The sequence below is a fragment of the Spirosoma humi genome, from assembly GCF_054776575.1.
Genome location: NZ_BAAHBR010000002.1, coordinates 123,527 through 146,068, shown reverse-complemented (window position 1 = coordinate 146,068; position 22,542 = coordinate 123,527). Strand labels below are relative to the sequence as shown.

The window sequence follows — 22,542 nt, the reverse complement described above, 5'->3', positions numbered from 1 at the left end:
AACAAACCACGAACTGTTATTTATAACTACGCTGTGTTAGTTTAACGTTCTCAAACTCAAGAATTTCCTTATTGAGCAGCTCAGGTTGACCTTCCCCCTGATACTCCCAGGCCGCCACGTAGGCATAGTTGGCGTCGTCGCGCAGGGCTTCTCCATCGGGCGTTTGAAACTCCTCCCGGAAGTGCCCTCCGCAGGATTCGTTGCGGTTCAGAGCGTCGTCGACCATCAGTTCGCCAAGCTCGATAAAATCCGCCACACGTCCTGCCTGCTCCAACGCCTGGTTCATCTCTTCCGAATCGCCCAGTACTTTCACGTTCGTCCAGAACTCCTTCTTCAGCGCCTGAATCTTTTGTTTGGCAATTTTCAGTCCTTCTGCATTCCGCGACATACCACAGTACTCCCACATGATGTGGCCTAGTTCCTTGTGCAGGTCATCAACTGGCCGTTCGCCTTTGATGGATAACAGTTTGTTGACCTGATCGTGGATTTTCTTTTCGGCTTCTTTGAATGCAGGAGCGTCAACGGGTATTTTGTCGGCAGGCCCGATTGTAGCCAGGTAATCGCCCACGGTGTAGGGAATCACGAAATAACCATCCGCCAAACCTTGCATCAGCGCCGAAGCACCAAGCCGGTTAGCACCATGATCAGAGAAGTTTGCTTCACCCAGCGCATACAGGCCAGGAATGGTCGTCATCAGGTTGTAATCTACCCATAAACCGCCCATCGTGTAGTGAACAGCGGGGTAAATCATCATCGGCGTTTCATAAGGATTTTCGCCGGTGATTTTTTCATACATCTCGAAGAGGTTACCGTATTTGGCTTCGATCGTTTTCTGACCGTCGCGCTTGATAGCATCGGCAAAGTCCAGATAGACAGCCAATCCCGTTTTACTCACCCCACGCCCTTCGTCGCACATATTCTTCGCGTTCCGGGAAGCTACGTCACGCGGTACGAGGTTACCGAAAGCGGGATAACGGCGCTCCAGGAAGTAATCGCGAGCATCTTCGGCCAAATCGGTTGGCTTCAGTTCGCCTTTCTGAATTCGCCGGGCATCTTCCTTCGATTTAGGTGCCCATACCCGACCGTCGTTCCGCAGCGATTCTGACATAAGTGTCAGCTTGGATTGGTAATGACCCGATACAGGGATACAGGTAGGGTGAATCTGTGTAAAGCAGGGGTTAGCAAAGTATGCGCCCTTTTTGTGAGCACGCCAGGCAGCGGTCACGTTGCTACCCATCGCGTTTGTCGATAAGTAGAATACGTTACCATAGCCACCGGTACAGAGTAACACGGCATGACCCGAATGCGACTCAATTTTACCGGTGATCAGGTTCCGGGTTACAATACCCCGTGCTTTGCCCCCTTCGATCACCAGATCGAGCATTTCAGTCCGTGGGTACAGCTTCACTTTGCCGTTGGCTACCTGACGACTCAACGCCGAATAAGCACCCAACAGTAGCTGCTGCCCCGTCTGTCCACGGGCATAGAACGTACGCGATACCTGTGCACCACCAAAAGAGCGGTTAGCCAGGGTCCCCCCGTACTCTCGCGCAAAGGGAACGCCCTGCGCTACGCATTGGTCAATGATATTGACACTGACTTCGGCCAGCCGGTGAACGTTTGCTTCACGAGCCCGATAGTCACCGCCTTTGATGGTGTCGTAGAATAACCGGAACACACTGTCACCATCGTTCTGGTAATTTTTGGCCGCATTGATTCCACCCTGAGCCGCAATCGAGTGCGCCCGGCGAGGGCTATCCTGGAAACAAAATGCTTTTACATTATAGCCTAATTCGGCCAGAGACGCAGCCGCCGATGCACCGGCAAGGCCCGTGCCGACAACGATAATATCGTATTTCCGCTTGTTAGCTGGGTTAACCAGTTTTAGGGAAAACTTCTGCCGTGCCCATTTTTCGGCTAAAGGACCTGCGGGGAGTTTAGATTCCAGTTGCATATTTAAAGAGCGAAAGAGCGAAAGAGCGAAAGACTGGTCCGTCGGAGCGGTAAACGAGTGAAGCGTAGATAATTTCCATTTTCTCGCTCATGCAGTCTTTCATTCATTCGACTTTAAATGATGTGATGAACCTGTAAATACACGTAAATCGGCATGGCTGCAAAAGCCGCCGGAATAATTATGGCGAAGAAATACTTGCCAATCATTTCAATGAGGGGCGTGTATTTTTTGTGCCGGACACCGAGTGTTTGGAAACCACTCTGGAAACCATGCGCCAGGTGATAACCAACAGCTACCATACAGATAACATACAGCACAACGTACCACAGTTCACCAAAGGCCACTTTCACTACTGAATAGAGATCTTTATACTGCTTGCCATCGTACTCGGCCATCGGAACCGATCCAAAGTGCATTTCGTACCAGAACGTACGCATGTGAATGATGATGAACAGCAACAGAATCGTGCCCAGAATACCCATGTTGCGCGACGACCAGTCGCTGTTCGCTTCCGGCTTGCTATACGCGTACTTAACCGGCCGTGACGACTGGTTGTGGCGGGTAAGAACAAAGGCCATCAGCGCATGCACCAGAATGGAGGTGTAAAGCAGGTACGACACGGTCATAATGACAGGATTATGCGTCATGAAGTACGTATACTCATTGAAGGCTCTACCGCCATCACCCTTGAACAGCTGGAGATTACCAGCCATGTGTATAACTAAAAAAGAACTTAAAAACAGTCCCGTCAGCGACATTATGACCTTGCGGCCGAGGGAGCTGGACAGAGTTTGTGTTACCCAAGCCATACGGTGAACGACACGAAATTATAGTGTAAATGATTGAAAAAAAGCCGGTTTAAACGACGCTTCAAAGCTAAAGCACAAACCCGATGGAAACAACATTAAGCGCTACTATCACCCATTTTATAACTTATTTACAGGCTATATAAATTACATAAATAGCCTAATTTGAGAACAGCCGGTGTTACTTGATTGTTCGTTTAGTCCTGTTTTTAATTCGGTACCTTATGCATCGTCAACACAAGTCAGGCAAATAAAAAGACGGCCACAGAAAACCATCTCATTATCAGCAACATACTGGCGAACTTATTGACTCCTTTTTGAACAACCATAATTATCCAGCTATTTTGCACTCTTCGACCGATTTATCTCCTATATGAAAGCATACGTATTTCCGGGTCAGGGTTCTCAATTTCGGGGTATGGGCCAAGACCTCTATCAACAGTCCGACGCGGCCCGTTTGTTGTTCGAGCAAGCTAATGACGTGTTGGGCTACAGCCTCACCAACATCATGTTTGAAGGCTCCGACGAAGACCTGAAACAAACGATTTATACGCAACCGGCAGTTTTTCTGCACGGTGTCGTACGCGCATTAACGAACGAATCGTTCGCGCCGGATCGGTCCGATGTTTCGATGGTGGCGGGTCACTCGTTGGGTGAACTATCTGCCCTTACGGCGGCCGGTGTTCTGTCGTTCGAAGATGGCCTGAGACTGGCATCTGTTCGCGCAACGGCCATGCAGCGTGCATGTGACCTGGTTCCATCGACGATGGCAGCGGTATTAGGCCTTGCCGATGACGTAATTGAGAGGGTTTGCGGGGAAATTACCGAAGAAATTGTTGTTCCTGCCAACTACAACTGCCCCGGTCAGGTAGTTATTTCAGGAAGTGTAGCAGGCATAAAATTGGCCGAAGAGCGTCTGAAAGCGGCCGGGGCTAAACGGGTTGTACCGCTGGCCGTGAGTGGAGCCTTTCACTCTCCCTTTATGGAGCCTGCCCAAACTGAGTTTGCCGAAGCCGTTCAAAACATGCCTTTCAACGCCCCCCGTTACCCAGTTTACCAAAATGTGAATGCCATTGCGGTAACTGACCCGCAACAGTTAAAAGCTAATCTGATTGCTCAATTAACCTCACCGGTTCGCTGGACGCAGTCCGTTGAGCAGATGGTTGCCGATGGCGCTACCGAATTTTATGAGTGCGGGCCAGGCAAGGTGTTGCAGGGATTGATTAAAAAGATCAGTTCGGCGACTCCGGCAGTGAGCGTATAGTGCTTGATAATCAATAGAAATCTAAATAGCTGCGTAAAAATGCTGTTTTTTTTAGGCAGCTATTTGTTTTTAACCTCATCCATTAATTACCTTTGCACTCGCAATTACAAAACAGTCCGATAGTATAAGGGTAGTACGACAGATTTTGGTTCTGTTTGTGGAGGTTCGAATCCTTCTCGGACTACAGAAAACCGCTTGATTAACTGGATATCCGTTAATTAAGCGGTTTTTCTTTTTACGGTTTGTCTCCTGTACTAAGTGGCTTGTAGGAAAAGTATATAGTCTTTCTCCGGAAACCCTTCCAGATCGTTATTAAATTGGGCGTCCCAATTAGCAAGCCGAAGGTAAGGTTTGGCTTATCGTCGTGCCGATACTGGATGGTTTGTACTTTGCTGTATGTAGGATTGATCGTCTGCTCTGTTTTTATGGCATTACCACGATCATACGTGTAACAGGTGATCTCGGCTCTACTACCCGGCATCACTGTGGTTTTTATAGGTAGCTTATCGGCTCTATACGCTAGCGTTATGGCTTTTGTCAGCTGAATTGTCCATCTTTAGGTATAAGCTAAAAGCACATTCTCTAACTATAAAAAGCCAGTCGGTCAATGGCCTGTTATCAGCCTGCTGGGGCTCACAGAGCCTTGGCGTGTTTTATTTTGTTTTCGTCAGGTCATCCTAGTTTAGGGTGACCTGATTTTTTGTTAGACACGGCTTTTTCTCCTTGTTTATTTCCTCAAGAGCATCTCAATAGAGACATTTTGCTGGCCCAAAGCATGCTTCATTACCAAAAAACGTGCAAAATATGCACTTCATCGAATATAGTTTACGAAGAGATGACAAAGAAGCAAATTTGCACTACCAAACCGATTTCGAAAGAAGTCGGTCTACCAGGCCCATAAATAAGCGAAAAATGAGATCTCAAATTAATGATGAAGAACTGATCAGACAGTATCTGCCCACTGATCCTACTGCCTGTTTTGAAACACTCTACAACCGTTATGTCAGTAAAGTCTACAACCGGTGTTTGTCGATGACCAAAGACGCCGAAAAAGCCGAAGACTTTACCCACGATATTTTCATTCGCACGTTTGCCCGCCTGGATCGTTTTCAAGAACGCTCAACTTTTTCGACCTGGCTATATTCTATTTCCTTTAATTATTGCCTGGATCAGATCAAATTATCAAATCGACTAAACACAACGTCACTAGACGATACGCTGACCAGCCAGTATGTAGATACGGACGATTATGCGCCACAGGAAGAGCAACTGCGCGATCTGGCCAAAGCTATGGATACCCTGTCTCCGCAGGACGCTGACCTGCTACGCCTGAAATACCAGCAAGGCATGAATATTCAACAGATCTCAGCTCACCTTAATATCAAAGAGAGTGCGGTGAAGATGCGCCTAAAACGGTCGCGGGATAAAGTTCGGCAACTCTACGACGCCGTTGCTTACCAGGAGTAATTTCCGGGTTCGCTCTATTCGTTGTAAATCAGTTGGGGCTTGCCGTAAAAATTGTCTAACATCCATTCGTATTTCCTGTTACGTGTAATAGGCTCACATTAGAGCCCAGCCAAACGCATGGATAACGAAACCGTCAAGCAGGACCTGTATCAGGCAATCAATGAATTTCTCAAATTGACTCCAAGTGCCGACAACGAAACGATATCAACCTTGTTCACGTCCATCAAAGTCTTTGCCGATGAACTACCGGTTTACCCAAAGGCACAAACGCAGGCCGAAGTGAACGCGTACAACCTGGCACATGGAGAAAGCGATGCTGACTTGATTTATTTTTCGCCTACGGAATGGGATAGTGCAGACTCGATTGAGAACAGACGCGTAAAGCTGAGCAACTTGCAGGAGAAAGCCGCAGAGATCGAGCGTATTCTACGAGCTGACTCATAAGACAAAGGGTGGCTTTTCAGGGCTTACGGTAGATTTCCCGTAGGCTATCGGCATAGGCCTCCGAATGGGTTTTTGCCAACAATTCATAGCCATGATCGATCAACTCCTGGTACGTCAAGTCCTCATTCTTCAGCCCATGCTTGGTATTTTCAGCCACAGCCAGTCGGCAGAGCTCGTGATTGATCGAATCATTTTTTGTACTCGACCCTACCCGTATGTCGTACCACATGGTTTGGCTACGGTATTTTTTGTCTAACGGCTTAGTCCCACAGCCCAGTACGGTTAAAACAAATAGTGACACAAGCACGCGATTGGCTGACTGTTTCATAACGGCAAATTACAACATCGGTACGGTATAGTAAAAACAGTATCAACATCACAAAAGGATTAAACGCCATTCATACTCAACAGACTCTGTACAAAAAATCCCGCTGATCTGAATCAGCGGGATTTTTTGTAGTTGCCCGAAAAATTATAAAGCCGCTTTCGTAAAAGCGGCTTCGGACTCATCTATAGGCTACAGGACCAAGTTTGTGGCCCCGGAAGGAAATACGGCAATTGGCCTTAAAAAAGGTTTTTAATGTCAATCCGACGGTGCATGTGCTCTTTATCTTTAAATGGCAGCATAACCATTACCTGACCATGTTCGTGAACGGCGTCGATCGAATCGACATCAACGAAGGCTGGAATATCCAAAACCCGCAGGAACATAGGTACTGCCAAACGCTGGCTAGCACCGTCTGCCACAGACTGGTTGGATGTGCTGACCAATAAGGTATAGAGAACGAGTTTGTTGCCCTCGACCAGCACATTAAACGAATTGGCGCTTACGCCGGGAGCAGACAGGGTAATTACCAGGCGCTCATCTTCGCGCTCAACATTCATGGTCGTTTGCGTCGAACCACCATAGAGCGTATTCAGCAAGTCGATTTGACCGCCTGTTCCCTGAAACACATTTTCTATCGCTTTCATCGTGGATGTTGTTTACTATTCTATTACCAGTTCTTAAACAAACCTCGTGCCTAATGAGCCAACCCTAAATTTTCCAGCCAGCTTGTCAGCAAAATAGGGTTCATTCTGGCTAAACAATGCCGTTTTGACACGACTGGCCCCTGTTTTGCCATTTTTTGCAACATATTCACGCCAACCCAGTAGTGTTGCGATTTGTGGTCTGTATGTGGTTGTCTTTCTACACATTGCCACAATGCCTCTGAATAACGGAAAGCCGGTTTTCATGCCGTACCTTTGTCAAATCATGCATATTAGAATTGGCACTCGAAGCAGCCGCCTGGCGGTTTGGCAAGCAGAACATATACAATCGTTGCTGCAGGAAGGAGGGCTAACCTCCGAGTTGGTTCTTATTGAAACGAAAGGCGATCTGGTACTCGATCGGTCACTGGCGAAGATTGGTAGCAAGGGCGTTTTTACACAGGAACTGGAAGATCAACTCCGGACAGGAGCCATTGACATTGCCGTTCATAGCGCGAAAGACCTGCCCTCGACTCTACCGTCTGATTTACATATCATTGCCTTTACCGAGCGCGAACCCGCCAACGATGTGCTGGTTAGCCGAAATAAAAGTCTTTCGCTTACCAGCGGAGAATCGTTTCGAATTGGCACCTCGTCTACCCGGCGGGTGGCCATGCTCAAGCATTATTGTCCGCACGTAACCACCGTCGATATGCGAGGCAATCTACAGACGCGGCTTCGTAAACTCGACGACGGGCAGTGCGACGCACTTCTGCTGGCCTACGCGGGAGTTCACCGCATGGGGTACGATGATTTGATTATCGAGCGGTTGCCCCTTACTGAATTCACGCCTGCCGTTGCCCAGGGGAGTATCGCAGTTGAAGTGGCAATGTCCCTGAACAGTGAAGTGGGCGAGGCTATTATCCAGCTCGTCAATCACGATCCGACAGCGGCCTGCCTGCGTGCCGAACGGGCCTTTCTGGCCAGGCTGGAAGGCGGTTGTAGCATTCCCTCTTTCGCGCTGGCTCAATGGACGGACGAGAACACCATTAGCCTGACGGGTGGGCTGGTGAGTCTGGATGGTCGTGAGTTGATTCGGGACACCTTCGCCGGCGATCCAAACGAATCACCCTTGATTGGTCACTCCCTAGCCGAAGCCATTCTGGCACGCGGTGGTGATATATTGTTACAAGATATCCGTGCACACCTATGATTCCTACCATTGCCCAGTCTGACGAAGACATCCGCCGTTGTTTACCCGCGATGCTGGCGCTTCGCCCACACCTGACGCCCGAGCAGGCTTTCGAGCAAATTCGCTTTCAGCAAGCCAATGAGGGCTTTGTGCTGGCTTTTATTGCAGGGGATGACCCATCCGCCCCAGCACCCGCCGTAATGGGGTACCGAACGCTGAATTTCCTGTACAGTGGCAAGACGATTTATATCGACGATTTGTCGACGCTGCCCACGGCGCGGGGAAAAGGATATGCCAGCGCCTTGGTCGATTTCGTCGTGGATCAGGCTCGACAGACCGGCTGCCAGTGTGTGTCGCTCGACTCGGGTCAGAATCCGGCCCGTTATGATGCCCACCGGCTCTATCTGAACAAAGGATTTAATATAACCAGTCACCATTTTAAACTGGATTTACTGTAGTATTTTGCACTAGCTGTTTTCACTCTTCTGTTTTAACCTGCTACCATGAATCTGTTCCGAATTAGTTGGAGTAATCTTAGAGACAAACCCCTGAGCAGTTTTCTGAGTGGGCTTCTCATGACATTCGGCATCACCATTATTTCGCTGTTGCTGCTCCTCAATAAGCAGTTAGACGACCAGTTCCGCAAGAATATCAAAGGGATCGATATGGTACTGGGCGCCAAAGGAAGCCCGCTCCAGCTGATTTTATCCAGCATCTATCAAATCGATTCGCCAACGGGGAACATGCCCCTTGAGGAAGCGGAGCGCCTGACACGCAATCCGATGATCAAAACGGCCATTCCGCTGTCGATGGGCGATAATTATCAGTCATTCCGGATCGTTGGCACTAATAAAAAATACATCGATCACTTTGGGGCTACCGTAGCACAGGGAAAACTATTCCAGCAGGATTTGGAGACCGTCATTGGGCCACGGGTGGCAGCTGTAACAGGCCTGAAGATTGGCGATACCTTCGCCGGATCGCACGGGCTGGATAAGGACGGCGACGTGCATGCCGACACAAAATACAAAGTAGTAGGTATCCTGAGCCCGACAAACACCGTGGCCGATCAGCTTATTCTAACGCCTTTATCGAGCGTTTGGGCCATTCATGAACACCATGAGGAGCACCACGAAGCCGGTGAAGCGCACGAAGAGGAAGAGCACGAGGAAGCACCAAAGGAAATAACCAGCATGCTCATCAAGTTTCGGAACCCGATGGGCATGATGCTGGCCCGAGGCATCAACAGTAATTCTAAACTTCAGGCGGCCCTGCCCAATATCGAGATCAACCGGTTGTTTTCCCTACTCGGCGTTGGCGTTGAAACCCTGCGGGGGCTGGCCGCGGTTATCATGCTTATTTCGGGCATCAGCGTGTTTGTATCGCTCTATAACTCGTTGAAGGAAAGGCGCTACGAAATGGCCCTCATGCTATCGATGGGCGCTACTCGTGTACAACTCTTTGGTATGTTGCTGCTCGAAGGATTAGTACTAGCGCTTATTGGATTTGTTCTGGGTGTTCTTTTCAGCCGCCTTGGTTTATGGCTGTTCTCAAACAGCGTCTCGTCTGAATACCATTACAATTTGGCCGCCTTCACGATTCTGCCCGAAGAGTGGATTTTGCTGGGCGTTGCCATTCTCATTGGTCTCCTGGCGGCAGCCCTCCCGGCGCTGGGCGTATACAGAATGAATATCTCACGAACCCTGGCGGAAGACTAACAAAAGTGATGTAGGATGTGTGACAACTGGTTTGATCAGAGGCTACCTCTTTCATCACTTACCCTACTACATTGTATATCACGACGGGAGCCGACTTATTCTTGAGCGTTACCTCACCAATGCGTTCACTTGCGAATGACTCGGCGATTTGCTTCTGAGCTGATTCGACAATGACAATTTGACCCGGTTGGGCTACCGATTGCAGACGCTGGGCCATGTTGACCGCATCGCCGATAACCGTATAATCCAGTCGGCGGAGCGTGGCCGACCCAATATTGCCCGACACCATTTCGCCGGTATTGATACCAATTGATATTTGCGGGTGATAATTGGCGTGATTGGGCAGATTATCTTCGAGCTTGGCCACCTGCGCCCGAGCTGCCAGAGCCGCTTCAATAGCCCGGTCGAAGTGGTAATCTCCCCGAAAAACGGCCATTACGGCATCGCCCATAAACTTGTCGACGTAGCCTCCCTGCGCAATGATCTCCTTGACAATGACATCGAAGTATCGGTTCAACAGCCGCACAACGGTATCCGCCGATTCACGCTCGGCAATGGCGGTAAACCCGCAGATGTCGATGAAAACGGCCGTGGCTACGACCGTTTCGCTAGCCGATAAAGACGTTTCGAACTCCGATCGGTTCATAAATGTCAGCACCGACTCATCCACGTACATCCGCAGAATATTATTCTCTTTTATGGCCTGAAGCGTCTGACGGAGTTGCATGATATACTCCATCGTTTTTTTCATGGTCAACTCCAGGTCTTCGAAATTGACGGGCTTCGTTACAAAATCGAAAGCGCCCCGGTTCATGGCCGTACGAATATTGTCCATATCGCCATAAGCCGACACAATGACGGCTTTTAGCATCGGATTGTTCTCGTGCAGTTTAACCAACAACGTTAGCCCATCCATACCGGGCATGTTGATGTCAGTTAATACCATGTCGACATCGGGCTGTTGAGAAAGGGTATTCAGGGCATCTACACCATCGTGTGCAAAAACGAATTCGTATTGTTTTTCCCGTATCTGCCGTCGAAATTTCTGCTTGATAAGTAGCTCAAGATCCGTCTCGTCGTCGACCACCAATATTTTGGCCTTCATGTTAAATCGTGAAGTTTTTGTTTGAGAAGTGTAAAATCGAGGGGTTTCGTCAGAAAATCATTAGCCCCCAGTGTTACGGCCTGCGCCTGCGATTCGGGGTCTCCGTAGGCCGTAATCATCATCACAACCGGAGCCGGGGGGGCCTGAAAATCCTGGCGAATATGGCGCAAAAGTTCAAACCCGCTCATACCCGGCATGTTAATGTCGGACAGGATCAGGATAACCTCCGATGTATGACTGGCTAAATAGTTAAGGGCCTCTTCGCCCGAGTTGGCAAAGGCTAACTGAAATTCGGCGTTACGGATTTCCCGACGGAACCGCTGGAGAAACAAGTCCTTTACATCTGTTTCGTCGTCAACCACTAAAACTTTCATCATAAACAGGAAGGGATGTAAACCAAAGATAGAACATTTTGCCCCATGCCGCTACGCAGCGACCTTGCTTGCGCTTTATCGGGCAGCACCCGGCGGAGTCAGATACCGAGCCAGAAACTTGTAAATCTCCTCCCGCGAATCGCGGGCAAGTCTGGTATCGAGCCGGTTAAAACTATGTCCACCCGGCGCATCCTGATAAATTTTGTACTCAAATTTTTTGTCATGCGCTTTCAACGCGTTGATGAGCGACTCCACTTCCAGTACGTTTACGTCTTCGTCATTCGTGTTGGTGTGAATCAGCAACGGCGTTTTCAGCTTCTGGGCGTTCCAGACCGGCGACCGACGGCGATACTCAGCTACGTTGTCGGACGGGTCTTTCCCGATGTGGGTAGCTTCCGAAAACAGCGTGCGGTAACTCTGGGGTTTATACCCCAATCGGGCAATGATGTCGGTGACCGGCACACCGGCATAGGCCACTTTATAATCGTCAGGATGGTCAAAAATATTCATCAGCGAAATCATACCGCCATGACTCCAGCCGATGATGCCCACGCGGTCCGGATCAACCTGCGGCATGTTCTCCACGGCCCAGCGTTTTCCGGCTAGTACGTCGTCATTTTCGTAATCGCCATAGTCGATTTGACGGTAAAACTCGCCACCATAGCCCGCTGTTCCGCGGTATTCGGGTGCCATGATCAGATAACCCTGATCCAGCAACTCGCGCACAACATGGGCATATAGGGTACTAAAATCACCATGAATGCCATCATGGACAAAAATAAGAAGTGGCAGCTTTTTTGCCGAGGCAAACTTCTTCGGCAGAAAGGTGTACGCTGGAATAACGACCGGATTGGTTGCCCCCTGCCCCGTCGGATTTTTAATAACGTGGGGCGGTTTACTGCCGTAGCGAACTTTGTCGATGGTTGCAACATCACCTAGTTTCTGATACCAGAGCAGATCATCGACTGTTTTGGCTAACGCCTGATTAGCAAACCGAAGGTTTTCTTCGAGCAGCCGAACCCGTTCGTTCAGGTCGGTGGGCGAAGCGGACGCCGTGCCCCCGGGTGTTGTTAACAAGCTCGGTGCGGTACTTTGGCCAAAGGCGGCCCAATGAACAACGAAGAAGAGAAGAATGGTGTACAGTTTATGCATTGCCTGATGAATGGTTGTATTGATTAAGGCGAGTGAGGAAGGCGAATGACAAAGGTGGTGCCCTCGCCCTGCCTGCTTTCAACGCTTAAGATACCACCGTGGCCCTTAGTAACAATATCGTAAGCCAGAGATAAACCCAGACCCGTGCCCTGACCCGACGGTTTTGTGGTAAAAAAGGGCTGAAAAATCTTCTGTTGAATATCCTCCGGAATGCCCTGTCCATTGTCAGTGACCTTGATAACGACTTCCCTACTGTTTCGCTCTGTACGTAACGTTACACGGGGCTGGTAACCCGCTTCGCCCTGTTTCTGGCGCTGCTGAACGGCGTGAAAGGCATTCGTAAACAGGTTCAGCAACACCCGGCCTATATCCTGCGGATTGAGGCTAACCAGCCCTACGTCCGGATTTAACTCTTTCTCCAGTTCGGCATTGAATGATTTGTCCTTAGCCCGTAAGCCATGGTAGGCCAAACCCAGGTATTCGCTGCTCAGTGCATTTAGGTTAGTCGGTTCTTTCTGTCCGTTGCTCGTGCGGGAATGTTCCAGCATACCCCGAACAATGCTCGATGCCCGGTTACCATGGTGAATAATTTTATGCAGATTCTGCGACAGATCGTCCATTAGCTCTGCTTCCAGTGCATCATCCCGGTCAGGGCCTTTTTTTCGTTCTTCGTTTAGTTCCTGTACCAGTTCGACCGAGACTTCGGAGAAGTTATTGACAAAGTTGAGCGGGTTCTGTATCTCGTGGGCAATCCCCGCCGTCAGTTCCCCCAGGGAGGCCATCTTCTCACTCTGAATGAGTTGATTCTGGGTCAGCTTCAACTCCGATAACGCCTGATTGGTCTGGTCGCGCTGGGCCTGTAGCTCTGCTTTTTGTTCCTGCAGAATTAAGTTGGCCTTCTGCTTTTGGCGGTTGTTTCGATAAAGCAGAAATAGCAATCCTAGAATCAGGGCCATCACAACCAGCGTTCCCACTAACAGTTGCTGTTGTCGCTGGGTGGCTTCTGTTTGAAGGGCTTTATCTTTTTTCAGCAAGGCGATTTGTGTTTGCTTTTCGGCAAGGCCATAGTTGTATTGAAGAACCGCCAGTTGCCGTTGCGTATTTCGCCCCGTCAGGGTGTCCACATAGGCCAGGTACTGCTGCTGATAGGCGTACGCATCGGCAAACTTACGCTGGGCAACGTAGGCCTCTGCCAAAATAGCATTTGCGTCTCGGGCCACCTCCCGGTAACCGATTTTGCGACTTAGCATTCGGGCACGCACGGCATACGTCAGCGCATCGTCAATTCGATTTTGCTTTAAATAAGCGCGGGCAAGTACAGTCTGCGTCCAGGCCACAACTTCGGTATCGTGACCGTTGACCAACACCGTCAGAGCCTTATAGGCCATAGTGAGAGCCTCATCGTAGTTTCCTTCGGCGACGAATACGGCCGCCTGATTACTTTCTGCCTGGGCAGCCAGCCGGGGGTTATGCAACGCTTCAGCGAGCCGAATCGACTTGGCATAATACCGGCTGGCCCGCTTATAATTTCCTTCCAGGCGATGAAGTTCACCAAGTCCGTTCAGTACCCGACAAATCCCCTCCTGGTTGTTGATGCGCTCGTACAGTTGGATCGTGGCCGATTGAGCAGCCAGCCCCTGCTGATAATCGCCCAGCATCGTATACAGCCCGCCCAAACGTGCTTTCGTGCGGGCCATTAATTCCAGATCACCCGTCTTGTCGGCCAGTTGCTGGGCCTGCAGGCTATAGGTGAGGGCCGGAACGTAATCACCGCGTTGTGTATAGTACCAGCCCATCTGGCTAATAACCCTCGCTAAGCCAGCGCGGTCATTCAACTGCATAAATAGCTTCCGGGCTTGTTCCAGATAAGGAAGGGCTTGTGAATGCGACGCGTACGTATCATTGCCAACTGCCATGCCATACAGAGCCATGGCTTCGCCCCGCACGTAATGTAATTTCCTTGCTAACGCCAGGGCTTCCTGCGCAAGTTGTCTTGTGCGCTCGGGCTGTTCACTTCGCCACACAGAAGCCAGTTCATTCAGCCGGTTCACCCGTAACGTGTCGGGCTGTGGGTGGCTGGCCAACTGAGCTTGCAGGAAAGTCCGCAGCGAATCCTGCGCCCGAAGGCCCGACACGCTCAGAAGCATCAGCAGAGTAATTACGGAACGAACGAGCATAGTAACAGGATAGCGGTGGTCTTTGAGAACGGATAACGCCAGACAGCTTTTAGGCGGGCAGCTTTATAATAAACGTTGTGCCTTCGCCTTCCTTACTTTCTACTTCCAGTGTGCCATTGTGCCCTTTCGTGACAATGTCATAGGCTAGCGAAAGACCTAGCCCAGTACCTTCTCCGGTAGGCTTGGTCGTAAAAAAGGGCTGGAAGATTTTCTGCTTAAGGTCTTCGGGTATGCCCGTGCCATTATCGCTTACCGTGATAACGGCCGCGTTGCCGACACAACGCGTACTGACCGTTACGGTTGGTTGATAGCCCGGCGTCAGTCCTTTTTTCTGGCGTTGCTGAACCGCATAAAACGCATTGGTGAACAGATTGAGCAACACCCGGCTTACGTCCTGAGGAATCACACTGACGACGCCCATGGAAGCGTCGAGATCAGTATTGAACAAGGCATTGAAAGACTTGTCCTTGGCTCGCAAACCGTGATACGCCAGACGAAGGTATTCATCACACAAGGCGTTTAAATCGACGGCTTCCCGCTGCCCCGTATTGGCACGGGAGTGTTGAAGCATGCCTTTTACAATAGAAGATGCCCGCCCCCCATGATGGCTTATTTTCTGAAGGTTCTGCTTTAAATCCGTCAGCAGTTCGGCTTCCAGCTCCAGATCACGGTCGGGTTTGCCCTGCTCTTCGGCCAGTTCGTCAATCAGTTCAATGCTCACTTCGGAGAAGTTGTTGACAAAATTGAGCGGGTTCTGTATCTCGTGGGCAATCCCCGCCGTCAGTTCTCCCAGCGAGGCCATCTTCTCACTCTGAACTAATTGATTCTGGGTTGATTTCAGTTCAACAAGAGCATGCTCAAGCTCTTCCTTCTGCTGGGTGATTTCAGCCGTTCGTTCAGCCACCAGGTATTCCAGCTCCTGCTTTTTGGCTTCAATAATCCGCCGTTCTTCCGCTTCCTGAGCCCGCTCCTGCTCTACCTTGAGCAAGGTTTTTTTCTGCCGACTGGCGATCACCAGAAACGTACCCAGCCAGATCGTCGAAAAGCCAATCGAATTATCGATGAAGTCGTCGTTGTGCTTATAATAAGAAGGTGCGTAATGTTCAATAAAACTACCGAGAATCCAGAAAAGCAGAAAGGGAGCTACCGCCAGAAGCACCATGCGGGCAGGTTGGTAATAGTACAACTGCATCAGCATGTACACGTAGATCAGGCTCACTCCGAGTGCAACCCAGCCACTCGACAAGTCAATGGAAAAGAGAGCAGACAGGGAAATGAGTACCCCAAAGACAACCCAAATCTTTTTAAAATAAGGCTCCCAGGCAGGCAAGCGGGTTGGTATATCTAAAAAACGGCGGGTAAATTGAAACGCACCGACAGCCAGTAAAACGGTTCCAATACCTTCGGGTGACGAGACATTCATAGTAGACGTTAAGGAAAGGGAATGGCGCAAACAACAAGTTTACCAAAACTGGCCGTAAAAACAGCAACTAGTCGATACGACACTATGTATCGTATCGACATCATCAACGGACCAACACTACGCCTGCGGTGAAACAGGCCGGTTAGCCAGCAATTCGTTTTGCCGACGAATGCGTCCCGACAGGCTTCTGACAATACTACGAAGAACCTCGCTCCGTTCTTCCATCAAATCGTAGAAATCATCCTGATCGATGCGTAACAAACGCACATCGGTGATGGCCTCAGCCGTAGCTGAACGGGCTTCGGTATCCAGCAGCGCCAATTCACCGAAAAAGTCACCCCGCCCAAAGCGGGCCAGTTCCGTATCTCCGTCCAGAATAGCCACTTCGCCCGTATAGATCACATACATACCCGTGCCCAAATCTCCTTTGTGAAAGATCGACCCGCCCGCCGGGTGTTCTTCCTCTTTCATGATGGGCGTAATGCTAGCCAGCACGTTTTCGGGCGTTTGAGAAAACAGGCTGGTTTGCGCCAGCAATAAGACCCGGTCATAGGCCGAAATCTGGTCGGTCGAATGGGCAGCGTGAGCCATAAGTAAGGGAGATAGGGAAGCAAATCGGATAGCCAAAGCCTGCTGGGCCAGCAATGCATCCGCTGGTGGCAGGCTCCGCAAGACAACGTTAACCGTCCACGCGGAAAAAACCTGTTCGCCTTTGCGCAAAATAAACGCCCGAATGGATTCGGTGTCATCAAATGGCCCAAGTTCAACGTCGAGAATACGATTTTTTTCTAGCCGGGGCAAATCGTCCATCAATACCTGTAGCGTTTGGTAGGTAGCCCTCGGAATCAGGTTGTCGAGCATCTCCAGGGCGTTTGCCCGGCGCTCGCGGGCGGGGTGCCCAACGCCCAGACGCGCTCCGGTAATGGTTTCGGTATCGTATAGTTGAGCCAGAATATCGAACAGCCGCTGCACCAGTACCGACAATTCGTAATCAAGGGTATCGGTCAGGTCAGTATCGGTCATACTGCCATGCAGAAGCCGCTGAGCCAGTTGTATTTCCTCGTGCATGAGCGTATGGAACAGCGCATCGTCGGCGGGTTCGTTTGGGAAACGACGTAGCGCCCGTAGAGCTGCCTGCCTAACGACCAGGTCAGGTTGCTGAGCCAGTCCATTCAATAGCTGTCGGCTCTCCGGCGTGTTAATAGCGCCACAAACGGTGGCTATTCGTTCCAGTGTCAACCGGTCCGTAGTGCCGCTTTGAAGAGCCCGCAAAGCAGGAATCGTTTCACTCCCCCGCCCTTTGAGCGCCTGTGTAACCGACCGGCCAATGGCTCTATCCGTTAGGTGTTGAAGCAAATACATAGTTAGTCTGGCATTAGCCAACTGGCCAGCCGCGGCAATTGCGGCCTTCCTGATATCGGTATTCGAACTCGTTAGCCGTTCACTAACCAGGGGCGCAAGGTCGTTCAGATGCAGCGTAGCAATCAGATTCAGGGCGATCTGCTGATATGAGGGGTTTTCATCCTTTGCCAACTGAATCAGCGCAGCCTGCGCGGCAGCATCGTGCGAATTCAGTTCCAGCACGCCCTTTATGGCTCCCTGACGAATGGAAAGATCTGTGTGATGAATAAGCGGAGCGAGTTCAGCCGCATCAGCGTTGATGCGCCTACCCAGCAAATAAGCCGCTTCCTGACGTAGCGATGGTTCGTCGTCCGTTAAGGCAATATGCATCAACTGACGGACCGGCACTTTCTGATTCATATGCCCAACAGCGTTCAGCGTTCGCCGGCGAACGCTGGCATTGGCGTGTTCGAGCAGGGTTGGCACTTGCTGAGCCAATTCGGCCGGGTTGTGCGCATCGAGCCAACTGATAGCCGTTAAGACATCGTCGGGACGATTACTCTGTAACTGGCTCACCAGACTTGTTTTCGCTACCGTGGGCATGGCCAACTGGTCGCGTTCCAAGAACCGGCGGCCAATGGCATCGTTAAGTTCGTGGAGATACCGTTTATAGGTATGACGCAGCAACCATACGGCCCCACCCAGGAGGGTAATCCAGACGAGTGCGCCCCCCGATTCCAGGTTTGTATGCAGTAGAAAGATCAGCGATCCGGCCAACCCCAAACCAATCGGCTCATATAATCCTTTCGCCAGCGTATGACCTTTCAGCCGTTGCGGAGGGAGTAGCGGTTGAAACAACACCAGAAAAACCGGATCGAACAAGGCCCGCCGGACTACCTCAAAAACCAGGTAAATACCACAGAAATAAATAAGCATTACGGTTTCACTGGCCACAAAATAGCGCATCACGACCAGGCCAGCCAGACCAGCTAAAGCAACCCAGGGCAGCGTCAGTAACGAACGTTGCACCCCAAACTGGTCCAGCACCTGCCGGGACAAAAGCAGTTTGACCAGCATAGCCACGCCATACGTTAGCGCCAGCACATAACTCACGTACCGGATCACATCGGTCTGATCATGAAATCGGTGCTTCACATTAATGAAGAAATTGTACTCTATTTCAGTAGCTACGGCTGCCAGGACAGCCAGGCTCAGACACATATAGAAGATCAGTTCACTACCACCAAACCGTTTTCCAATCAGCCTCGACGGCTCCCGGCGGGCAGATCGGTCGGCACCGGCGGGCGCGTGTACATCGTGCGACTGAATGGTCAGTTGAAGTACGTATAAGGCCGCTAAAAATGCCCCGAATGCTACCAGCAATAGACGTAGCACGTCGGCATGGGCATGAACCAGGGCGGCCAGAATAGCCCCAATGGCTTTGGCAGGCATATCGCCCGAACTGATAACCCCAAACAGCCGCTTGCTTTGCCGGGTGTCGAATACCACGGCCGAAACGCCCCAAAACTCAAGATTCGTGAGCAGGTAGATAAGTCGGTAGCCTGCCATGATGGCTACCGCAGCCGCCACCGAGTGCCCTACCACAACCAGAACGCCCACGACTATGGTCATCACAACAGCAGCCAGAAGCACCCGAACAGCCAGGCTACGTAGCGCCAGATGATGCTCGAAATAGGCATAGACTCTTCCCACGCCGATCATGGCCACCGCCGAAGCGATATAGGCAACAGGCAGGCTGGTTTCGGGGTTGTTTTCCAATAAAATGGCATTGGCCGCTACGTAAATGAGGATAGTGCCAATGCCAAGCAAAAAGTTATGAATAAAAAATAACCCTACCGTTCGGCTTTCTTCCGGCCGAATGCCCAGCATACGCTGCCATCGTTGAGAAGAAGTAGGTTGAGAAGTAGCGTCTACACCAACAAGCATAAGCAGGATTTACAACACGATTTTATGGTCAAATATAAGCAACAGCGCCTGAGAAGCGGATAGACACCTCGTGAATAAGTAATACAACCAGCTAAGCTCTTTTTAAACCAGTAGATTATTACCACGTTAAAATGGACTCTGGCAGGAGCATCCATTACAGGGTATGGCTATAAAATTCCCGTCGAAATTTATTTTAGCAATAAATTTCGATTTTCAGTTGTTGTACGTAAAAGTGTGTTGTTGCTAACAATCAGGAGAATAAAAACAAAATTTTTGCGATCAAGTGTTTGGCCGAACCATTACCTTTGCGGCTCATAACAACGACGCGCCCCCGTCATGGACCAGTACTCATATATCGCTAATTCCGACGCGGCTTACGTAGATCAACTCTATCAGTCTTACAAACAAGACCCACAGACAGTTGACGAAAGCTGGCAACAATTTTTTAAAGGGTTTGAGTTTTCACTCACCTACGGCGAAAAAGCCAATGGAACCCATAACGGCGAATCGGCTGAAGCAAAGTCGAACGGTGTTTCATCAAATGGTTCAGCTAATGGCCAAAAGACATCGACCAAACCGGTCGATGCCAGCCATGCTGAAAAAGAAGTGTCGGTTGCCAGCTTAATCAAGGCATATCGGTCACGCGGCCACTTACTGGCCAAAACAAATCCGCTCAAAGAACGGAAAGATCGCCAGCCTCGTGTCGATCTGCCAGATTACGCGCTGTCAGAAGCAGATCTGGACACTGTCTTCGAATCAGGTAAATTGCTTGGTATCGGACCCGCAACGCTCCGTGTTATCATGGAGTCGCTTCGTAAAATCTACGCGGGCGAGATTGGGTTCGAATATATGTACATCCGCGAGCTGGACGTAAAAAACTGGCTCCGGAATAAAATCGAGAAGGAAGCACTCGTTTTCATGCCGACACCGGATGAGAAAAAGCGGATTCTCGAAAAGTTGAACGAAGCGACTGTTTTCGAAAACTTCCTGGCAACCAAATACCTCGGACAGAAACGTTTCTCGCTCGAGGGTGGCGAAGTAACGATTCCGGCGCTGGATATGATTATCAGCCAGGCCGCCGATATGGGCGTCGAAGAAGTGATGATTGGGATGGCACACCGTGGCCGACTCAACGTACTGGCCAATATTCTGGGCAAGTCGTACGAATCAATCTTCGATGGTTTTGAGGGAAACGTACCCGAACAGGTACATGGCGATGGTGATGTAAAATACCATCTCGGGTATTCCAGCCTAACCGAAACGAAGTCGGGGAAACAGATCAGCGTAAAACTGGCCCCGAACCCATCGCACCTGGAAGCAGTCAATCCCGTCGTTGAAGGCTTCGTTCGGGCGCAGGCTGATGAAGAGTACAATGGTGATTTTAAGAAGATAATGCCTATCCTGATTCATGGCGATGCTGCTGTGGCCGGTCAGGGTATTGTGTACGAAGTAACGCAGATGGCTAAACTGGCGGGTTATACAACCGGCGGTACTGTCCATTTTGTGATTAATAACCAGATTGGTTTCACGACCGATTTTGAAGATGCCCGCTCGTCGATCTATTGCTCAGACGTAGCGAAAATCATCGATGCGCCTATTTTTCACGTAAACGGCGACGATCCGGAAGCCGTTATTTTCTGCGCGAAACTGGCCGTTGAATTCCGCGAGAAATTCAACCGGGATGTGTTTATCGACATGGTTTGCTACCGTCGCTACGGCCACAACGAGGCCGATGAGCCTAAGTTTACGCAGCCAACGATGTACAACATCATCGATAAACACCAGAACCCACGCGAGATATACAAAGAACTGCTCATTAAGCGGGGCGACGTAGATGCCGAGCTGGCAACGCGTATGGATACGGAATTCAAGAAGCAATTGCAGGACCGGCTCGACCGCGTTAAGCAAAAGGCAGAAATTCCGTACAAACCGCTTCGGCTGGACCTCGACTGGGCCGAGCTTCGGTTTAGTGAACCCAAGGATTTTGAGAAATCGCCCGAAACCGGTGTGCCTGCCGAAGTTTTGCAAACTATTGGCAAAGCATTGGTAAAAACGCCCGAAGGCTTTAAGCCATTGAAGCAGATCGACAAACTGCTGAAAGACCGGCAAACGATGCTCAACGACACCAAACTGGTGAACTGGGGCACAGCAGAACTACTGGCTTATGGGTCGTTGCTACTCGAAGGCAAGCCCGTTCGGCTGAGTGGTCAGGATGTTCAGCGGGGTACGTTCTCGCACCGCCACGCCGTTCTGCACGATGCCGAAACGAATCTATCGTATTCGTCGCTCGATTTTATTCAGGATGATCAACAGAAGTTCCAGATCTACAACTCGTTGTTGTCGGAATACGGCGTCCTGGGTTTTGAATATGGCTATGCCATGGCCAATCCGCACGCGCTGGTTATCTGGGAAGCCCAATTCGGCGACTTTTCTAACGGAGCTCAATTGATTATTGACCAGTTTATTGCCGCTGGCGAGTCGAAATGGGGTATCCAGAACGGCGTAACCATGTTGCTTCCCCACGGCTACGAAGGCCAGGGGCCTGAGCACTCCAACGCCCGGCCTGAACGGTATCTGCAGTTGTACGCAGATTATAACATGATCGTGGCTAACGTGACTACGCCAGCCAACCTGTTCCACATTATGCGCCGGCAGTTGGCCTGGAATTTCCGCAAGCCGCTGGTCATCATGTCGCCAAAGTCGCTGCTACGTCATCCGAAGTGTATTTCGCCACTGGAGGACCTTACGAAAGGTTCCTTCCAGGAAATCATCGACGACAGCTATGCACAGGCGAAAAAAGTAAAACGGGTGTTGCTCTGTACGGGTAAAATCTATTATGATCTGCTCGAAAAACAACAGGCTGATCAGCGCGATGATGTAGCTATCGTACGGCTGGAACAATTGGCTCCGCTGCCTAAGACGCAGTTGGACGCGGTACTAGCCCAGTACAAAAAAGCCGAACTGATCTGGGTACAGGAAGAACCCGAAAATATGGGTTACTGGACTTACCTGTTACGTCTTGGTTTGAATCTGCCCATTATTTCGCGGAAGGCTGCGGCTTCGCCAGCTACGGGCTATCCAAAAATACATACTCAGGAACAAGCCGATATCGTTCGGAGAGCATTTGAATAAAAAGCAGTCTGTGGTTGGTCGTTTGTAGTTCTGCCGAAAGCAAACTGCGTACCACCGAACGACGAACCACAGACTAC

At 50.3% G+C, this 22,542-nt stretch carries 18 protein-coding genes and 1 tRNA gene; 8 read left to right on the top strand and 11 right to left on the bottom strand.

Annotated features, from left to right (window positions below; genetic code table 11):
- Nucleotides 1–16 precede the first annotated feature (16 nt).
- Nucleotides 17–1,954: a fumarate reductase/succinate dehydrogenase flavoprotein subunit gene (locus ACYU8Y_RS02425; RefSeq protein WP_460933829.1), complete on the bottom strand. Its 1,938-nt coding sequence runs from the start codon at nt 1,952–1,954 to the stop codon at nt 17–19.
- A 113-nt stretch (nt 1,955–2,067) separates the two neighbouring features.
- Nucleotides 2,068–2,763, bottom strand: coding sequence for a succinate dehydrogenase cytochrome b subunit (locus ACYU8Y_RS02420; RefSeq protein WP_460933827.1), 696 nt, complete (start codon nt 2,761–2,763; stop codon nt 2,068–2,070).
- A 370-nt stretch (nt 2,764–3,133) separates the two neighbouring features.
- Here ACYU8Y_RS02420 and fabD point away from each other — a divergent pair, with 370 nt between their 5' ends.
- The 4 genes from fabD (at nt 3,134) to ACYU8Y_RS02400 (ending at nt 5,935) form a co-directional block, all read left to right on the top strand.
- Nucleotides 3,134–4,024 carry an ACP S-malonyltransferase gene (gene fabD, locus ACYU8Y_RS02415; RefSeq protein WP_460933825.1) on the top strand — a complete coding sequence of 297 codons (891 nt, stop codon included), beginning with the start codon at nt 3,134–3,136 and terminating at the stop codon, nt 4,022–4,024.
- A gap of 113 nt (nt 4,025–4,137) precedes the next feature.
- Nucleotides 4,138–4,208 (top strand) — tRNA-Gln (locus ACYU8Y_RS02410).
- A 728-nt stretch (nt 4,209–4,936) separates the two neighbouring features.
- A complete protein-coding gene (locus ACYU8Y_RS02405; RefSeq protein WP_460933823.1) occupies nt 4,937–5,491 on the top strand; it encodes an RNA polymerase sigma factor in 555 nt (184 codons plus the stop codon).
- 117 nt (nt 5,492–5,608) lie between these two features.
- A complete protein-coding gene (locus ACYU8Y_RS02400; RefSeq protein ID WP_460933821.1) occupies nt 5,609–5,935 on the top strand; it encodes a hypothetical protein in 327 nt (108 codons plus the stop codon).
- Nucleotides 5,936–5,951: 16 nt separating this feature from the next.
- Here the strand turns inward: ACYU8Y_RS02400 and ACYU8Y_RS02395 are convergent, their stop codons facing one another.
- The 3 genes from ACYU8Y_RS02395 to ACYU8Y_RS02385 all read right to left on the bottom strand — a co-directional run bounded on the left by ACYU8Y_RS02395 (nt 5,952) and on the right by ACYU8Y_RS02385 (nt 7,171).
- On the bottom strand, nt 5,952–6,164 hold the full coding sequence (locus ACYU8Y_RS02395) for a hypothetical protein (protein ID WP_460933819.1): 213 nt from the start codon (nt 6,162–6,164) through the stop codon (nt 5,952–5,954).
- Nucleotides 6,165–6,499: 335 nt separating this feature from the next.
- Entirely contained in the window at nt 6,500–6,907 is a 408-nt protein-coding gene (locus ACYU8Y_RS02390; protein ID WP_460933817.1) for an Hsp20/alpha crystallin family protein, read from the bottom strand.
- A gap of 33 nt (nt 6,908–6,940) precedes the next feature.
- A complete protein-coding gene (locus ACYU8Y_RS02385) occupies nt 6,941–7,171 on the bottom strand; it encodes a hypothetical protein (protein ID WP_460933815.1) in 231 nt (76 codons plus the stop codon).
- A 19-nt stretch (nt 7,172–7,190) separates the two neighbouring features.
- On the opposite strand from ACYU8Y_RS02385, the gene hemC reads away from it, so the two are divergent.
- From hemC to ACYU8Y_RS02370, 3 genes are read left to right on the top strand one after another with little or no spacing between them, the layout of a single operon-like run.
- Entirely contained in the window at nt 7,191–8,117 is a 927-nt protein-coding gene (hemC, locus tag ACYU8Y_RS02380; protein WP_460933813.1) for a hydroxymethylbilane synthase, read from the top strand.
- Complete coding sequence (locus ACYU8Y_RS02375; RefSeq protein WP_460933811.1) at nt 8,114–8,554, top strand: GNAT family N-acetyltransferase; 441 nt, start codon at nt 8,114–8,116, stop codon at nt 8,552–8,554. The genes hemC and ACYU8Y_RS02375 overlap by 4 nt, the downstream gene beginning before the upstream one ends.
- Before the next feature lie 45 nt (nt 8,555–8,599).
- Nucleotides 8,600–9,814 (top strand): ABC transporter permease, encoded by a 1,215-nt coding sequence (locus ACYU8Y_RS02370; RefSeq protein ID WP_460933809.1) that lies wholly within the window; start codon nt 8,600–8,602, stop codon nt 9,812–9,814.
- A gap of 58 nt (nt 9,815–9,872) precedes the next feature.
- Here ACYU8Y_RS02370 and ACYU8Y_RS02365 read toward each other — a convergent pair whose 3' ends face one another.
- The 6 genes from ACYU8Y_RS02365 to ACYU8Y_RS02340 form a co-directional block, all read right to left on the bottom strand.
- The gene (locus ACYU8Y_RS02365; RefSeq protein ID WP_460933807.1) at nt 9,873–10,919 is read right to left on the bottom strand and encodes an adenylate/guanylate cyclase domain-containing protein; all 1,047 of its coding nucleotides are present in this window, start codon (nt 10,917–10,919) and stop codon (nt 9,873–9,875) included.
- Entirely contained in the window at nt 10,916–11,296 is a 381-nt protein-coding gene (locus ACYU8Y_RS02360) for a response regulator (protein WP_460933805.1), read from the bottom strand. Before ACYU8Y_RS02360 ends, ACYU8Y_RS02365 begins: the two co-directional genes overlap by 4 nt.
- A 72-nt stretch (nt 11,297–11,368) precedes the next feature.
- Nucleotides 11,369–12,445 carry an alpha/beta hydrolase family protein gene (locus ACYU8Y_RS02355; protein ID WP_460933803.1) on the bottom strand — a complete coding sequence of 359 codons (1,077 nt, stop codon included), beginning with the start codon at nt 12,443–12,445 and terminating at the stop codon, nt 11,369–11,371.
- Nucleotides 12,446–12,468: 23 nt separating this feature from the next.
- Nucleotides 12,469–14,622 carry a sensor histidine kinase gene (locus ACYU8Y_RS02350; RefSeq protein ID WP_460933801.1) on the bottom strand — a complete coding sequence of 718 codons (2,154 nt, stop codon included), beginning with the start codon at nt 14,620–14,622 and terminating at the stop codon, nt 12,469–12,471.
- Nucleotides 14,623–14,671: 49 nt separating this feature from the next.
- A complete protein-coding gene (locus ACYU8Y_RS02345) occupies nt 14,672–16,045 on the bottom strand; it encodes an ATP-binding protein (RefSeq protein WP_460933799.1) in 1,374 nt (457 codons plus the stop codon).
- Nucleotides 16,046–16,162: 117 nt separating this feature from the next.
- Entirely contained in the window at nt 16,163–19,333 is a 3,171-nt protein-coding gene (locus tag ACYU8Y_RS02340; RefSeq protein ID WP_460933797.1) for a cyclic nucleotide-binding domain-containing protein, read from the bottom strand.
- Between the two features lie 336 nt (nt 19,334–19,669).
- Here ACYU8Y_RS02340 and ACYU8Y_RS02335 point away from each other — a divergent pair, with 336 nt between their 5' ends.
- Nucleotides 19,670–22,465 (top strand): 2-oxoglutarate dehydrogenase E1 component, encoded by a 2,796-nt coding sequence (locus tag ACYU8Y_RS02335; RefSeq protein WP_460933795.1) that lies wholly within the window; start codon nt 19,670–19,672, stop codon nt 22,463–22,465.
- Nucleotides 22,466–22,542 lie beyond the last annotated feature (77 nt).

Bases quoted from the DNA above. Each gene is read 5' to 3' on its own strand.
- ACYU8Y_RS02350 (WP_460933801.1), bottom strand. From the start codon at position 14,622: ATGCTCGTTCGTTCCGTAATTACTCTGCTGATGCTTCTGAGCGTGTCG.
- ACYU8Y_RS02365 (WP_460933807.1), bottom strand. From the start codon at position 10,919: ATGAAGGCCAAAATATTGGTGGTCGACGACGAGACGGATCTTGAGCTA.
- ACYU8Y_RS02335 (WP_460933795.1), top strand. From the start codon at position 19,670: ATGGACCAGTACTCATATATCGCTAATTCCGACGCGGCTTACGTAGAT.
- ACYU8Y_RS02425 (WP_460933829.1), bottom strand. From the start codon at position 1,954: ATGCAACTGGAATCTAAACTCCCCGCAGGTCCTTTAGCCGAAAAATGG.
- ACYU8Y_RS02375 (WP_460933811.1), top strand. From the start codon at position 8,114: ATGATTCCTACCATTGCCCAGTCTGACGAAGACATCCGCCGTTGTTTA.
- ACYU8Y_RS02345 (WP_460933799.1), bottom strand. From the start codon at position 16,045: ATGAATGTCTCGTCACCCGAAGGTATTGGAACCGTTTTACTGGCTGTC.
- ACYU8Y_RS02360 (WP_460933805.1), bottom strand. From the start codon at position 11,296: ATGATGAAAGTTTTAGTGGTTGACGACGAAACAGATGTAAAGGACTTG.
- ACYU8Y_RS02400 (WP_460933821.1), top strand. From the start codon at position 5,609: ATGGATAACGAAACCGTCAAGCAGGACCTGTATCAGGCAATCAATGAA.
- ACYU8Y_RS02405 (WP_460933823.1), top strand. From the start codon at position 4,937: ATGAGATCTCAAATTAATGATGAAGAACTGATCAGACAGTATCTGCCC.
- fabD (WP_460933825.1), top strand. From the start codon at position 3,134: ATGAAAGCATACGTATTTCCGGGTCAGGGTTCTCAATTTCGGGGTATG.
- ACYU8Y_RS02395 (WP_460933819.1), bottom strand. From the start codon at position 6,164: ATGTGGTACGACATACGGGTAGGGTCGAGTACAAAAAATGATTCGATC.
- ACYU8Y_RS02340 (WP_460933797.1), bottom strand. From the start codon at position 19,333: ATGCTTGTTGGTGTAGACGCTACTTCTCAACCTACTTCTTCTCAACGA.
- ACYU8Y_RS02420 (WP_460933827.1), bottom strand. From the start codon at position 2,763: ATGGCTTGGGTAACACAAACTCTGTCCAGCTCCCTCGGCCGCAAGGTC.
- ACYU8Y_RS02355 (WP_460933803.1), bottom strand. From the start codon at position 12,445: ATGCATAAACTGTACACCATTCTTCTCTTCTTCGTTGTTCATTGGGCC.
- ACYU8Y_RS02390 (WP_460933817.1), bottom strand. From the start codon at position 6,907: ATGAAAGCGATAGAAAATGTGTTTCAGGGAACAGGCGGTCAAATCGAC.
- ACYU8Y_RS02370 (WP_460933809.1), top strand. From the start codon at position 8,600: ATGAATCTGTTCCGAATTAGTTGGAGTAATCTTAGAGACAAACCCCTG.
- hemC (WP_460933813.1), top strand. From the start codon at position 7,191: ATGCATATTAGAATTGGCACTCGAAGCAGCCGCCTGGCGGTTTGGCAA.
- ACYU8Y_RS02385 (WP_460933815.1), bottom strand. From the start codon at position 7,171: ATGAAAACCGGCTTTCCGTTATTCAGAGGCATTGTGGCAATGTGTAGA.